The organism is Eggerthella timonensis (assembly GCF_900184265.1).
GTDB classification, from domain to species: domain Bacteria; phylum Actinomycetota; class Coriobacteriia; order Coriobacteriales; family Eggerthellaceae; genus Eggerthella; species Eggerthella timonensis.
Genome location: NZ_FXXA01000002.1, coordinates 2,705,186 through 2,719,150 on the forward strand (window position 1 = coordinate 2,705,186; position 13,965 = coordinate 2,719,150).

The 13,965-nt window shown below is 68.7% G+C and carries 11 protein-coding genes; all 11 read right to left on the minus strand.

Annotated features, from left to right (window positions below; all coding sequences use genetic code 11):
* Positions 1–99 precede the first annotated feature (99 nt).
* Positions 100–870 (minus strand): transposase, encoded by a 771-nt coding sequence (locus tag C1A15_RS11380; protein ID WP_101722681.1) that lies wholly within the window; start codon positions 868–870, stop codon positions 100–102.
* Positions 871–960: 90 nt separating this feature from the next.
* A complete protein-coding gene (gene whiA, locus C1A15_RS11385; RefSeq protein ID WP_101722682.1) occupies positions 961–1,893 on the minus strand; it encodes a DNA-binding protein WhiA in 933 nt (310 codons plus the stop codon).
* Complete coding sequence (locus tag C1A15_RS11390; protein ID WP_101722683.1) at positions 1,872–2,996, minus strand: gluconeogenesis factor YvcK family protein; 1,125 nt, start codon at positions 2,994–2,996, stop codon at positions 1,872–1,874. Before C1A15_RS11390 ends, whiA begins: the two co-directional genes overlap by 22 nt.
* Before the next feature lie 10 nt (positions 2,997–3,006).
* On the minus strand, positions 3,007–3,975 hold the full coding sequence (gene rapZ, locus C1A15_RS11395) for an RNase adapter RapZ (protein ID WP_101722684.1): 969 nt from the start codon (positions 3,973–3,975) through the stop codon (positions 3,007–3,009).
* A 4-nt stretch (positions 3,976–3,979) separates the two neighbouring features.
* Positions 3,980–6,256, minus strand: coding sequence for an excinuclease ABC subunit UvrC (gene uvrC / locus C1A15_RS11400; RefSeq protein WP_245865004.1), 2,277 nt, complete (start codon positions 6,254–6,256; stop codon positions 3,980–3,982).
* Between the two features lie 178 nt (positions 6,257–6,434).
* Positions 6,435–7,073 carry a hypothetical protein gene (locus C1A15_RS11405; RefSeq protein ID WP_146001850.1) on the minus strand — a complete coding sequence of 213 codons (639 nt, stop codon included), beginning with the start codon at positions 7,071–7,073 and terminating at the stop codon, positions 6,435–6,437.
* 323 nt (positions 7,074–7,396) lie between these two features.
* The gene (locus tag C1A15_RS11410; protein WP_180953081.1) at positions 7,397–9,595 is read right to left on the minus strand and encodes an ATP-dependent helicase; all 2,199 of its coding nucleotides are present in this window, start codon (positions 9,593–9,595) and stop codon (positions 7,397–7,399) included.
* A gap of 309 nt (positions 9,596–9,904) precedes the next feature.
* A complete protein-coding gene (locus tag C1A15_RS11415; protein ID WP_101722686.1) occupies positions 9,905–10,849 on the minus strand; it encodes a LysO family transporter in 945 nt (314 codons plus the stop codon).
* A gap of 66 nt (positions 10,850–10,915) precedes the next feature.
* A complete protein-coding gene (locus C1A15_RS11420; RefSeq protein WP_101722687.1) occupies positions 10,916–12,508 on the minus strand; it encodes a serine hydrolase domain-containing protein in 1,593 nt (530 codons plus the stop codon).
* The gene (locus C1A15_RS17035; RefSeq protein ID WP_154332157.1) at positions 12,508–12,681 is read right to left on the minus strand and encodes a hypothetical protein; all 174 of its coding nucleotides are present in this window, start codon (positions 12,679–12,681) and stop codon (positions 12,508–12,510) included. Before C1A15_RS17035 ends, C1A15_RS11420 begins: the two co-directional genes overlap by 1 nt.
* On the minus strand, positions 12,681–13,961 hold the full coding sequence (gene dltD, locus C1A15_RS11425) for a D-alanyl-lipoteichoic acid biosynthesis protein DltD (RefSeq protein WP_101722688.1): 1,281 nt from the start codon (positions 13,959–13,961) through the stop codon (positions 12,681–12,683). Before dltD ends, C1A15_RS17035 begins: the two co-directional genes overlap by 1 nt.
* Positions 13,962–13,965: the final 4 nt, after the last annotated feature.

Here is a 13,965-nt window from a genome sequence, read left to right on the forward strand (position 1 = left end):
CTATCTGGCCAGCGTATAAAAAAAGCAACCGGGCTGCCCGATAACGGACTTTTCCCGCCGCTCGCCGAGTGGCGGGTTCTTCGAATGGCCCCAAAGGGGTCAGGCACCTTTGGGGCCATTGTCGGTCGCGCGAGCGATGGTTTTGCGGCCGATACCCGTAAGGCGCTCGATCTGCCTCATGGACAGGCCGGCGTCGCGAAGGGCGGCCAAGCACTCGTCCCTGCTCGCCTTCGGAAGCGCCTTCACCTCGCCAATCGCGCACCCGCACGACGCCGACAGCGCGACGGCCGCGACTTCGCCCGCCTCGTCGACCGCAATGCGGTGCCCACCGGCGATACGATAGGGCTTGTCAGCGCCCGCAGCTTGGAACGCCACGAACGCATCGACCCCGCCAAGCATGTCCAGAACGATCGAGGTATCCGTCAACTTAGCCCTTCCGACATATTCGCGATAGCTGCTCCACCAATACTCGGAGGCCGCGGAAACGCCCGCTTTCGCAGGGTTGTCGTGAATGTAACGAACAGCTTCGAGCATATAGGCGTCATCGTTGACGGGAAAACTGCCGAAACGCCCTTGGAACACGTGTCCCGAATGCCCGTTTCTTCGGTTGAAGTATTGGGCGTACTTCGTCGCAAGAGCGTGCATCGCCCCGCTCAGCTGCATATCGACGTCACGAAGCAGCAAGTGCACGTGGTTGTCCATGAGACACCACGCGATGACGTCGATGCCCCTTTTCGCGAGCTGCTCCGCAGCCATGTAGACGAAGGCATGCCGGTCGATGTCGTCCTCGAAGAGAAGCTGCTTGCCGTTCCCCCGAAGCACCACATGGTAATAGCCCGATTCGGAAGCGGCTCTCGCCGGACGCGCCATAGCACTCTCCTCTCAAAATGTACCCAAAGGTGCCTGTCCCCTTTGGGACTCCCCCTTTGGGACTCCCCTTTGGGACTCTTTGGGACTCCCCTAGCCTTGGACCTCCTTCGCCATCTGCTCGATGCGGCGGACGCGGTGGTAGACGGCCGACTTCGACAGGGGTGGGTTCGCGCGCTCGCCCAGCTCTTTGAGCGTGGCGTCGGGATATGTGACGCGCAGCTTGATGAAGTCCTGCAGCGCGGGCGGCAGGTTCTCCATGCCGTGGGCCTCGAGCACCACCCGGATGGCGTACAGCTGGTCGACCGAGGCGTTCGCGGCCTTGGCCTGGTTCGCGATCTCGGCGTTCGTCATGCGGTTCACGTCGTTGCGCACGCTTTTGATGACACGTGCGTTCTCCATGGCCAGCGCGCTCTGGTGCGCGCCGGCGAACGCGAGGAACTCGAGGATGGCGCTGCCGCTTTTGAGGTACACCATGTAGGAGCTGCGCCGCTGCATGACGCGCGCATGGATGCCCTTGCGGTCGAGCAGGTCGACGAGGCCCTCGGCCAGATCCTCGTTCTCCACGGTGATCTCGAAATGGAAGTCGCCGCGCGGGTCGGACACGAAGCCGCTGCCGAGGAACGCTCCGCGCAGGTAGGCAGCGCAGCAGCACTGCTTCTCCACGAGGTCGCCCTTGAGCCCCAGCTCGAGGCCGCCGTCCGGCGACAGCACGCCCATGTCCGCGAGCGCCGGCGCGAGACGGGGCTGCGAAGGCGCCTCGATGAGGTAGTTCGGCGTCTTGTGCAGCACGCTGCGGCGCACCGTGAGGTTCGTCTCGAGGTGGTACAGCTCGTGCAGGAGCTTGATGATGAGGCGCGCCACGGACGGCACGTCGGTGGCGATCTCGATTCGGTACTTGCCCTGGCCGCTGAAGAACAGCGTGCCCTCGATGCGCACGAGCGCCGCCAGCGTGGCCTTCTCGCAGTGCGAGCACACCGGGGGGACGCGGGCGAGCTCGTCCTTTACCTCCGCCGTGAACGACATAGCTTCAACACCCCCGCAAACGCGTCGCGCAACGCGGCCGGATCGTGCCAGGTGGGATGGAGCGGGTCCACGAGGTCGCGCGCGATGACCACGGGGCCCTGCGCCTGGATGGCCTTGACGTCCTGGTAGCAGACGCGCACGGGGCGGATGCGGCCCGACAGCACGAGGTCATCGAGGTCGGCGGTGGAGGCGTGCTCGGAATCGGCGCCGGTCACGGCGGTGAACACGCCCGTGGCCGGGCTGTCGGGACGCAGCGTGACCGGGGTGTGCACGAGCACGTAGTCGAGCAGCCCGCGCATGCCGTGGTCCATGAGCGCCTCCACGTGCTCGCGCGCGGTGAGGCCCCAGGTCTCGCCCTGCATGTCGGCGAGCGAGCACACGAACAGCGTGGATCCCTTCGACGCGCGGATGGCGTCCACCACGCCGGGGACGAGCAGGTTCGGGATGATGGACGTGAACAGCGAACCCGGGCCCAGCACGATGAGGTCGGCGTCGCGGATGGCGTCGAGCGCCGGCTGGTAGGGCACCACCTCGTGGGCGGAGCGCAGCCCCACGCACTCGAGCGCCGTGCGCGAGTGGCAGGCAACGGCCTGGCCCTCGAGGGAGCGGCCGTCGCGCGTGCGGGCCACGAGCGTCACGCGGTCGAGCGTGGAGGGGTACACGTGCCCCCGCGCGTCGAGCAGCCGCTCGCAGATGGAGATGGCCTCGGGGAACGACCCCGCCGCGTCCTCGAGGGCCGACAGCATGAGGTTGCCCAGCGTATGGTTGCGCGCGAACGAGAAGCGGTACTTGAACGCCTTGGTCAGAGGGTCCTTCGGATCGGCGGCCATGGCGGCGATGCACTTGCGCACGTCGCCGGGGGGCGTGACGTCCGCCTCCTCCCGCAGGATGCCGGTGGAGCCGCCGTCGTCGGCCATGGCCACGACGGCGCTCGTCTCGAGCCCCATGGACAGAAGCGTGCGGATGGACACGGGCGCGCCGGTGCCGCCGCCGATGACGACGACGCGCAGGCGCTCGTCGCGGGCGACGACGGGACGGGAGTCGCTCAGCGCGGCGAACGCGGCCGTGGCCGATGGATCGTGGGTGAACGGGCGGGCGGACATGGTCCCTCCCCTACCGGCCGGCGGCGGCGCTCGGGCGCGCCGAGGCGTCGCCACCCTCGGCGAGGGAGAGGTCGCGATGCGCGATGCTCACTCGGTAGCCCTTCGCCTTGAGGTAGTCGGCGGTGGACTCGGCCAGCGCGACGCTGCGGTGCTGGCCGCCCGTGCAGCCCACGGCGATGGCCAGCTGCTGCTTGCCCTCGGCCACGTAGCCGGGCATGACGCAGTCGAGCAGCGCGCGCCACTTCTCCTGGAACTCCTCGGTCTCGGGACGGTACAGCACGAAGTCGCGCACCGGCTTGTCGAGGCCCGTGAGGCCGCGCAGCTGGGGCTCGTAGTAGGGGTTCGGCAGGAAGCGCACGTCCATGACGAGGTCGGCGTCCAGCGGCGCTCCGTGCTTGAAGCCGAACGAGTACACGGTGACCGACAGCCCCGTGCGCTCCTCGCCCGGTGCGAACAGCGCGCGGATGGCCGAGCGCAACTGCGGCGGCAGCATGGACGTGGTGTCGATGACATGGTGGGCGTTCTCGCGCACCTCGAACAGCAGGTCGCGCTCGCGCTCGATGCCCTGGGCGATGGACGCGCCGTCGGCGCACAGCGGGTGACGGCGGCGGCTGGACTTGTAGCGCGCGACGAGCTTTTCGTCGGCGGCGTCCAGGAACAGGATGCGGTAGTCGATGCCCAGCTCCTTGAGCTTCTTCAGCTCGCCGGCGAGGCTTTCGAAGAAGTCGCGGTTGCGCGCGTCGCACACCACGGCGAGGCGGCGCTTCTCGTCGGGCTGGCCGGGCATGCCGGTGAGCTCTAGCAGGTTCCCGATCAGGCTGGAGGGCAGGTTGTCCACGCAGAAGTAGCCGAGATCCTCGAACGAGTGCATGGCCTCGGTGCGGCCCGCGCCGCTCATGCCGGTGACGATGACGAGCTCGGGCATATGCCTCAGGTCGGTGGCCTGGTCTGCCGTCTTGCCTGCGGTTTCTTCGCTCATAGCGCTATCCTTCCGTATCCGTACGCGCGCTCGCGCCTTGCACGGCCGCCTCGACGGCGGCGTCCACCACGGCGGAGGCGACGGCCGCCGGGCCCTCGCCTGCGGGCGGGCAGGCGGCCTCGTCGGCCTCGCCTCCCACGACGCGCTCGTCTTTTCGATCCCTATTATACTGCTGCAGCACGCGGTACAGCTCCTCGGCCACCTCTTCGGGCACGACGCGCGCCTCCTTGATCTCCTCGAGCGTGGCGCCCTTCAGGTTCCTGAACGACTTGAAGTGCTTGAGCAGCGCCTTCTTGCGCACGGGGCCCATGCCCGTCACGTCGTCGAGGATGGAGGCCGTCATGCCCTTGCCGCGCAGCTCGCGGTGGAACGTGATGGCGAAGCGGTGCGCCTCATCGCGCACCTGCTTCACGAGGTAGAGCGACGCCGAGCCGCTGGGCAGCACGACGGGGCCCGTGTCCTGCCACGGCACGAACAGCTCCTCGTCGCGCTTGGCCAGGCCGCACATAGCGATGTCGTCGATGCCCATCCGCTCGAACATCTCGAGCGCCGCGGACAGCTGCGGCTTGCCGCCGTCGAGGATGATGAGGTCGGGCTTGCTGCCGAAGCGCTCGTCGGCCATGCGCTCGGGCGCGTAGCGGCGGCTCATGACCTCCTGCATGGACAGGAAGTCGTTCGCCTCGTCGAGCGGCGTCTTGATCTTGAAGCGGCGGTACTGGTTCTTGTCGGGCTTGCCGTTCGTGAACACCACCATCGAGGCCACCGTGTAGGAGCCGTGGATGGTGGAGATGTCGAAGCACTCGATGCGCATGGGCGCCTCGTCGAGGGCGAGCGCGCTCTCCAGCTGCAGAAGCGCGTTGTTGATGCGCTTGTCGTCGTAGTTCGTGCGCACCTTGTAGCGCATGAGCGTGTGCTTCGCGTTCGTCTCGGCCATACCCACAAGCTCGGCCTTCTCGCCCTTCTGCGGCGCGGTGATGCGCACCTTCGCGCCATGGGGGCTGGCCAGCTTCTCGGTGAGCCACGCCTCCATGGCGGCCTTGTCCTCGGGCTCGTCGCGCAGGATGACCTCGTGCGGGATGGACGTGGTGGCGTCGTAGTAGCGCAGCAGGAACATGTGCAAGAGGTCGTCGTCGGGGACGTCCTTGCCGCGGTCGAGCACGAACTCGTTGGAGTTGATGATGCGGCCCTCGCGCACCATGAACACGTGCACGCCCGCCACCGTCTCCTCGCGGAACAAACCCACGACGTCGGCGTCGAGGTTGCGCGTGGACACCGCGTGCTGCTTGTCGGTGAGGCTGTTGATGGTGTCGATGCGCGCCTTGATGCGCGCGGCACGCTCGAAGTCGAGCTCGGCGGCGGCGGTCTGCATCTCCTCGGTCAGCTCGTCGATGAACTCGCGGTGCTGGCCCGACAGGAAGCGCTCGATGCGCTTGACGTTGACCCGGTACTCCTCGGGCGTGATGCCGCCGCAGCACGCGCCGGGGCCGAGGCCCACGTGCGCGTCGAAGCACGGCCGCGCCTCGCGGTCCAGCAGCGCGAGCGGGTCCTTCTCCAAGCGGCGCTTGAGCTGGCGCCAATCGGCGCACGACGTGGCGCACAGCGGCACGACGCGCCGGGCGATGTCCACCATGTCGCGGGCGGCGCGGCTGTCGGTGTAGGGGCCGAAGTACTTGGTGTCGGGGCGGTGCTTCTCGCGCGTGTACTTGATGGCCGGGAACACGTCGCCCTTCGTGAGCGCGATGAAGGGGTAGGACTTGTCGTCCTTGAAGTCGGCGTTGAAGAACGGGGCGTGCTGGTTGATGAGGTTCTTCTCCAGCACGAGCGACTCGTGCTCGTTCTCCACCACGATGTAGTCGAAGCTGTCGATCTGGTCGACCAGAAGCGGGATCTTCGCACGCTCGTCCTGGTAGTTCACGTACTGGCGCATGCGAGCGCGCAGCTGCTTCGCTTTGCCGACGTAGATGACCTGGCCGGACTTGTCCTTCCACAGGTACACGCCCGGCAGCGTGGGCACGCTGTCGAGCTCGCGCTTGATGCGCTCGAGCTTGGCGCGCTGGCCGGTTTCGGCGCGCGCGGCCTCGGCGTCGTGCTCGCGCGCGGCGCGGTTGAGCGCGGGACGGCGGCGACCCTCGCGCTCGAGGCGCTCGTCGTCGCGCAGCGCGCCCGCGCCGAGCGAGGCGTCGCCTGTCAGGCGCTCCACGCCGCCCGCGTCGGCGGCGCCGAGGCCGTCGTCGGAGCCGAACGGGCCGGCGGGGTTGTTGGTTTCGTTGAGTTCGTCCATGCCGTCAGTATAGCAAACCGCACAAGCGTTCCCCTGAGCGCGCCCCGCTCCACGCGGAATGCAAAAGGCGCGGCCGCCGAGATTAGCGAAGACGAGCACCGCCTGCACCAAGTTGGGCATCCCCATATAGCACGAACGAATGTTTCACGTGAAACACCCGCTGGGATCGCGTAGGTCGCTACGACCTCCGGTTCGACGTGCGATAGAATGCCCGGTCGGCAAGGACGGTTTTCAGCGAATCAGGGCAATGCGCAAGCTCCAAGCCTGTGCGTATGGCCGATTTCGCGATATCGGAAGCGCTCAGGCGAGTGGCCTCTTTCAGGACCCGCTTCGCCTCCACCTCGCTCTTCGAAGCTTGCAACAACGCCTCCATGAGCCGCGGTGCCGAATCGACATAGCCTTGACGCAAGCCCCGGCACACGTCGATTGCGACGTAATTGGTGAAGTCGAGCGACGAGTGCTTCCCTCTGCCGTTTTGCAGGATGAGAATCTCCGGCTCGCCGCAGTAGCGCCATTTCGTGCGCGACGAGAGCTGGTTCTGCAATTCGACGAAGCAGCGATCGCTGTACCACCAGTCACTGCCATCCACCGTGCCGATTTTGCGCGCATCACGATACGCCTCCATAGAGTCGGAACTATATCCGGCAGCATAGATCGAACAGTGGCTTCCCGAGGCGAAATGGTAATAGTTGAAATTATCGACAAGACCATCGGCGTGCTCATCGGTCGGCTTCACGAACAGCAGCATAATAGCCCGCCGGCCGCGACGACCCCGCTCGTTATCGTCGATTCCGTTCAAATCATGGATGGGAAACATGGGCACCCGCCTCAGCTGTGAACATTCGCCGTTATCATGCCCTCAGTATAACCCTCTCACACAACGTTCGCAGGGACTCTCCCCCCACAGCGACTAACGAACGAATGTTTCACGTGAAACATCTTGCAGCGGCCCGTTTGGGGCGCGGGATGCGGGCGCGCGCGGCGCGCAACGCGAGCGGGCGCAAGCGGCGAACGAGGCACGGGATGCAGGCGGACGCGCAGGCACGCGCCCGGACGCGCGGGACGCAGGATGAGATTTGGGGACGAACGGGGCGAGGTGCGCGGGACGCGCTTCGCGGGCTGGATGCGGGCTGCGCCTCGTCAGGCTTTTTCCAGCTTGGCTTTGAACGAGATGGTGCGGGGCGTGTCCATGTCGTCGAACTCCACCTCGTAAGCGCGCTTCTCGGTGTCGACGGCCGCCACGCGCCCGACGCCGAACACCGCATGGGCCACGCGGTCGCCCGGGGAGAAACGCTCGTCGCGGACGAGGTCGGCGATCCAGCGGTCGGTGAGCGCGTACGCGGCGCGCGCGTCCTCGATCCGCCGCTCGTCGGGCTTGTTCGAGAATTCGAGCGCCGCCGGGTCGATGTCGAGCAGGAAGCGCGAGGGATAGCGCGCCGCGCCCTCGTGCGAGCGCCCCTCCGCCTCGGTGAGGTACAGCCCGTCGCGCGCCCGCGTCATGGCCACGAACGCCAGCCGGCGCTCCTCCTCCATGCCCTGCGGCGTGCTCGTCTTGCGCGACGGGAGCACGCCCTCGCTCATGGAGCAGAGGAACACGTGCGCGAACTCGAGGCCCTTCGCCGCATGGACGGTCATAAGCCGCACCTTGTCCTGCGCATCGTCCATCGCGTCGGCGTTCGTGAGCAGGGCCACGTGCGCCAGGTAGTGCTCGAGGGTCACCTCTTCCCCGCATGTCGACTCGAACTCGTAGATGGACTGCTTCAGCTCGGCCAGGTTGTCGAGCCGCTCCTGGCCGCCCTCGGTGCGCAGCATGCCCTCGTAGCCGCTTTCCGACAGCACGGCCGCCAGCACCTCGGACACGGGACGCCCCTCGTACGACGAGCGGAAGCGATCGACCAGCTGCAGGAGCTGCCGCGCCTTCGTGCGCTTGAACAGCTCGTCGTCCGCCGAGCGCGCGAGCGCCTCGAACAGGCTGCATCCCCATTCGTCGGCCTTCTCGCGAAGGAAGGCCATGCGCCGCTGGCCCAGGTTGCGCTTGGGGACGTTCGCCACGCGCGCGAAGTCCAGGTCGTCCTGGTAGGCGACGAGCCGCAGGTACGACAGCGCGTCCTTGATCTCGCGCCGGCCGAAGAACGGCACGCCGCTGTACACCGCGTGGGGCACCTCGGCGCGCAGCAGCGCCTCCTCCACCGGCCGCGACGCGTAATGGGCGCGGTAGAGCACCGCCATGTCGCGGTACGCCACGCCCTCGCCGTGCAGCGCGAGGGCACCCTGGGCGATCCACGCGGCCTCGTCGGCCGAGCTCTTGGCGTGATGCCACACCGTGGGCCCATGGGCCGCGCGCGCGGCGACGAGCCTCTTCGGCATGCGCTCGCGGTTCTTCTCGATCAGCGAGTTCGCGACGGCCACCACGCGCGGCGCCGACCGGTAGTTCTCCAGCATCATGATGGTGCGCGTGCCCGGGAACGCGCGGTCGAAGTCCAACAGGTAGCGTACGTCCGCGCCGCGCCAGGTGTAGATGGTCTGGTCGGGGTCGCCCACCACGAACAGGTTCTTGTGGTAGCCGGCGAGCACCTCCATGAGCTCGTGCTGCAGGCCGTCGATGTCCTGGAACTCGTCGACCATAATGTACTCGAGCCGCTTCTGCCACTTCGACCGGATGTCGGGGTTCTGCTCGAAGAGGTGCAGCACGAACACGATGAGGTCGTTGTAGTCCAGCCCGAAGCACTTCTTCTCCTGGTAGAGGTAGCCGTAGAAGATGACGTCCTTCGCGGCGGTCGCGTCGAGGTACTTCTGCCGCAGGCCCTCGAGCGGCAGGGCCAGCATGTCGCGGTAGTAGTCCGGGCGCTCCTTCAGCTTCACGATCTCGATCATGTCGCGCGCCTTCGAGAACGTCATGTCGCGCAGCGTGAGCCCGCGCTCCTCGTAGACGACCTGCAGCATGGCGTCCACGTCGGCGTTGTCCAGCACGAGGAAGCTCTTCGGGTACTGGACGGCGTGGCAGTCCTCCTGCAGCACCGACACGCAGAAGCCGTGGAACGTGTTGATGTAGCCGGTGTCGCTGTCGCCGGTCAGCCGTCGAATGCGGCGGCGCATCTCGCTGGCCGCCTTGTTCGTGAACGTGGCGCACAGGATGGTGCCCGGCATGATGCCCAACTCGTTCACCAGGTAGGCGAAGCGCTCGGTGAGCGCCCGCGTCTTGCCCGTGCCGGCGCCGGCGATCACGCGCACGTACCCCTCGGTCGCCTCGACGGCCTCGCGCTGCGCCGCGTTCAGGCGCGTCCGGCCGTCGTCCTCGTCGTGCCGTACGCTCGTCGTTGTTTCGATCGTCTGTTCCATAGGTACAGTGTAGCAGAAAACGGACGGATGTTCCCGAACAAATGTTTCACGTGAAACATTCTTGCGACGGCACGGCGAAGCCGCGCGGCGAGGTCCGACGCGGCCAGGGGGCGGGGAATCGACGCGGCAAGGGGATGGAGGACCGACGCAGCCAGGGGGCGGAGGACCGCCATGGCGTAGGGACGGGAAATCGACGCTGCCAAGGGGCGGAGGACCGATGCGGCCAGGGGACGGCAGGAACGGACCCGGGGCAGGACGAGGGATCCATGCGGCAAGCCGGCACGGTGCGGCCCTTGGCTCCGCCCCCCCCTACATCAGCTGATGGAACGCCTCGATCAGCACGGGGACCAGCGCGGAGCAGATGACGCCGTTGAGCACCGAGAGCACCACGGTCTCGCCGTTCGTGCAGCGGATGAGCATGGGCAGCGTGGTGTCCTCGCTCGTGGCGCCGGCAGGCGCGATGCACGTGGGGTAGTTGAGGTGCTTCGCGATCCAGGGGATGCTGAAGAACGAAACGAGCTCGCGCAGCAGGTTCGCCAGAAACGTGATACTGCCCACCTGGGCGCCGGCGATGTCGGTCATCATGACGCCCGCGAGGCTGTACCATCCCAGACCCGACGCCACGGCCGCGCCCGTGGGCAGCGGCATGCCCGCAAGCGGCGCGCACGCGAGGCCGCCCAGCACCGAGCCGATCACGATGCCCGCCGGAACGATGAGCACGCGCACGTGGTACTGGCGCAACTTGCCCAAAAGGCCGCGGCTGCCGCCCACGCTGATGCCCACGAGGAACATGAGCGCGTAGAGGATGGCCTCGGAATGGCCGGCTACGAAGTCGACCGGCGCGATCGGCACGTTTGCCAGCCCGTACGCCGCGCCGAGCGCGAGCGCTCCCACTGCCACGCCGATCATCGCGGCCTCGCCGCGCGCGCCCGCCGCGCCCTCGGCGTCCTCCTGGGCTGCGGCCACGCGCGGGCCGGCCGGGCGGCGGGCGATGTCGGACATGAACAGGCTCGTCAGCGCGTACACGGCGATCGTCGAGAACGCCACCGGCACGAGGCAGAACAGGACGCTGGCCCACCCCACGGTGCCGAGCTCCTCCAGAAACGACTCGCGCCCGGCCAGCAGCACGCCCATCGAGAAGATGAGCAGCCCGGTGGCCGCGAGCGTCAGCTTCTCGTTCAGCCCCTTGAGCCGCGCGGGGAACACCGTTGCTCCCACGAGCACCCCCGCGACCATGACGACCAGTATCTCCACGACATCCCTTCCCGCCGTGCGCATGGCGAGAGCCTGCGCTGCGATCCCATCGGTGAAGGAGCCATCTTACCGCAAGTTCGCGGGCGGCGCAGCGTTTCGTGCCAGCGCGACCCACGCGAGCTTCGCCGCCCCCGCGGCGACGAGCAGCGCGGCGCACAGGACGAGCACGAGCGCCGCGTCGGGGGCGAACGCGAGCAGGTCGCGCCAGGGCACGCCCCGCGCGAGCGGCAGCGCGAGGAGGGCGGCGGGCAGCGCCGCGTGCAGCGCGAGCCCCTGCGCGAGCAGGCGGCGGCGCGGCGCCGCGGCCAGCCGCCGCGGCCAGCGGCCCATCAGCAGCAGCGGGGCGGCGCAGGCCAGCACCGCGCACGCGTACAGCACGTCGGTGCGCTGGCGCCACAGCGCGGTCCACTGCGCGTCCACCGGCGCGGACACGCCGCCCACCGCCGCGGTCACCACGCCGCTGACCAGGTCGAAGAATCGGCTGTTGCCGCCGGCGTTGTCGTTGGCGTCCGCCAGCACCACCACGCCGATGCCGCGCTCGGGCAGCAGGCACATACTGGCCACGTAGTTCTCCACCTGGCCGTCGTGGGACAGCACGAGCTCGCCGTCATCCCAGTAGAACGACGTCCACCCCATGCCGTAGTACGTGTCGCCCTCCGGATCGGGCACGCGGTCGAGGAACATGCGCCGCACGCTGTCGGACGACAACACGCGCCCATCGCCGTCGGCCGCGCCGCCGTTCAGGTACATGCGCAGGTAGCCGGCCATGTCCTGCACGCTGGACGCCACGTAGCCCGACGCGGGGCCGCCCCATGCGTCGTCGCCCTGCGCGTGCCGGAACCCGTCGGCCAGATGGAGGCCGAACCAGTCGCGATGCCCCGGCGCCATGCCGAGCGCCTCGGCTCGCGCGGGATCGGCCGTCGAAGCGGTCATCCCGAGCGGGCCCAGCACGTGCTCGTCGAGGTAGCGCGCGTACGGCTCGCCCGACGCGCCCTCGACGACGCGCCCGAGCAGGTCGTAGTTCGCATTCGCGTACGAGAACGAGCCGAACGTGTCGCCCAGCTGCCCGTCGGCGGCCTCCGAGAGCGAATCGTGGGAGCCGAACCCGCTCGTCTGGTTGAGCAGGCTGCGCACCGTCACCTCGTCGGGCACGTCGTAGCCCTGCGCGTAGCGGGCGGCGGGGGCGTCGAGGTCCACCGTCCCCTGCTCGACCAGCTGCATGACGGCCACGGCCGTGAACGACTTGCTAAGCGAGCCCACGACGAACGGCGCGTCGGCGCCGGGGCAGTCGCCGAGCGTGGCGAGGTAGCGCACGCCGTCGGCGTCGACCACGGCGACCGCCGCCCCGGGCATGCCCACCTGCGGGAAGTTCGCGGACAGGTAGGCGTCCAGGCGCGCGGCGAGGTCCTCCCCCGTCGGCTCGAGCCCTGCGGGCGCGGCGCCGTCCGCGTCCTCGGGCCCCTCCTCGTCGTCGGCGGGGCCCTCGTCCGCCGTCGCCGCCGTTTCGGCGGCGAAGCCCTCGTCATCCGCCGTATCCGCCTCGGCCCCGCACGATGCCAGCGACAGCGCGCACGCCAGCGCGAGCGCCGCCGCGGCAAACGCCCGCGCAACCCGTCCCGCGCGCGACGCGCGCGCCCGCCTGTCGTCGTTCCGCGCCATCAGAAGCTGCTGTACACGAACTGCACCGGCCCGTTCAGCCCCGAGAACACGAGGAACCACGCGAGCAGCACGACCATCGCCGCCGTCGCCAGCGCCGCGAGCGCGCCGAGCACCCGCGGCCGCGCCTCCACCGCGGCGCGCACCGCGGCCGCCGCCCGCATCGCCCGCGCCATCACGAGGCCACCTCCCCCGCGCCCGCCAGCGACGCGCCCGCGTTGCCCGCCGCGTCGAGGCCCTCGGCCGCGCCGAACGAGCCGCCGCCGAGGAAGGCGTCGTCGCGATCGTGCACGAAGTCGTAGAACGCCTGCTCGATGCGCACCCAGCCGCGCCACCCGGGGTGCACGGTGTCGCAGAGGAAGTACTTCTCGTACTCGCAGGTGGAGAAGTCGGCGTAGGCCGCGCCCGCCGCGTCAGCGATGCCGCGCACGCGCTCGTAGTACGCCTGCCGCTCGTCGGCGGAGACGCCCTCGCGATCGTACCAGGCGCCGTGGACCGGCAGGATGACCACGAGCGGCTCGATCCCCGTCTCGCGGCACACCTGGAGGAAGCACGCGAGGTCGGCGTACTCCTCGTCGGCCTGCGAGAAGGTCTGGCCGCGCTCGGCGTCGTAGCCGGAGTTCTTCTGCCAGTACGCGTCGTAGACGCCGTAGTCGTTCGTGGTGCAGGCGGCGTCGCCCGAGTCGTCGGCCTCCTCGAGCAACGCGTCCCAGTCGGGCTCGCCGGTGGGCTGGCCCGCGGCGCGCACGGCGCTCTTGAGCGGCGAGCGGCTCACCACGCTCGGCAGTTCGGAGCGCAACCGCAGGTCGTCGGCCGCTGCGCGCACCGCGTCGTTCACCGCGTCGAGCGGCGTATCGCGATGCGCGGCCGCCGTCGTCTTCGCGTCCACGCCCAGCTGCTCCACGCGCGAGCGCACGTAGGCCTTCGTCTCGTCCGAGATGCTCGGGTTGTCCGCGAACTGGCGGTACAGCGCGTAGGAGAACTTCGAGGCGAACTTGCCCTGGTCGCCGTTGCCCTTGAAGAACCACTGGGGCGACACGACGATCATCGCCTTTCTATTCTTCACCTGGCTTCCGTACGCGCCCGCGGCGATGGCCTGCCACAGGCTCTGGTCGTACGCCTCGCCGACGTAGGTGAGGTCGACGCCCGTCACGTTCTCACCGAGCACCTGCTGCGGGCACTGCGCCACCTTGTCCTTCGAGATGTAGAATTCCGACGACCCGAACGCCAGGTAGCCGTCGTCGCTCATGGTGGCCAGCGTGAACGCCGCGCTCTCGGACTTCGTGCCCGAGTACACGTAGTCGTACAGGCGCGCGGGGTCGTGTGCGGTCTGCGCGGGCAGCAGGGCGTTCGCGCCCGCCACCACGAGCGCCGCCGCCAGCAGCCCCGCCAGCACCGCGCGCAGGAGGCGCATGCCCGACGGAGCCGCACCCGGGGTGTCCGACCGGTTCGCCATGATC

What these genes read in the sequence shown, in the direction of transcription:
- C1A15_RS17035 (WP_154332157.1), bottom strand. Translation starts at nt 12,681, where the DNA reads ATGGCGCGGGCGATGCGGGCGGCGGCCGCGGTGCGCGCCGCGGTGGAG.
- rapZ (WP_101722684.1), bottom strand. Translation starts at nt 3,975, where the DNA reads ATGAGCGAAGAAACCGCAGGCAAGACGGCAGACCAGGCCACCGACCTG.
- C1A15_RS11410 (WP_180953081.1), bottom strand. Translation starts at nt 9,595, where the DNA reads ATGGAACAGACGATCGAAACAACGACGAGCGTACGGCACGACGAGGAC.
- C1A15_RS11420 (WP_101722687.1), bottom strand. Translation starts at nt 12,508, where the DNA reads ATGGCGCGGAACGACGACAGGCGGGCGCGCGCGTCGCGCGCGGGACGG.
- C1A15_RS11405 (WP_146001850.1), bottom strand. Translation starts at nt 7,073, where the DNA reads ATGTTTCCCATCCATGATTTGAACGGAATCGACGATAACGAGCGGGGT.
- uvrC (WP_245865004.1), bottom strand. Translation starts at nt 6,256, where the DNA reads ATGGACGAACTCAACGAAACCAACAACCCCGCCGGCCCGTTCGGCTCC.
- C1A15_RS11390 (WP_101722683.1), bottom strand. Translation starts at nt 2,996, where the DNA reads ATGTCCGCCCGCCCGTTCACCCACGATCCATCGGCCACGGCCGCGTTC.
- C1A15_RS11380 (WP_101722681.1), bottom strand. Translation starts at nt 870, where the DNA reads ATGGCGCGTCCGGCGAGAGCCGCTTCCGAATCGGGCTATTACCATGTG.
- dltD (WP_101722688.1), bottom strand. Translation starts at nt 13,961, where the DNA reads ATGGCGAACCGGTCGGACACCCCGGGTGCGGCTCCGTCGGGCATGCGC.
- whiA (WP_101722682.1), bottom strand. Translation starts at nt 1,893, where the DNA reads ATGTCGTTCACGGCGGAGGTAAAGGACGAGCTCGCCCGCGTCCCCCCG.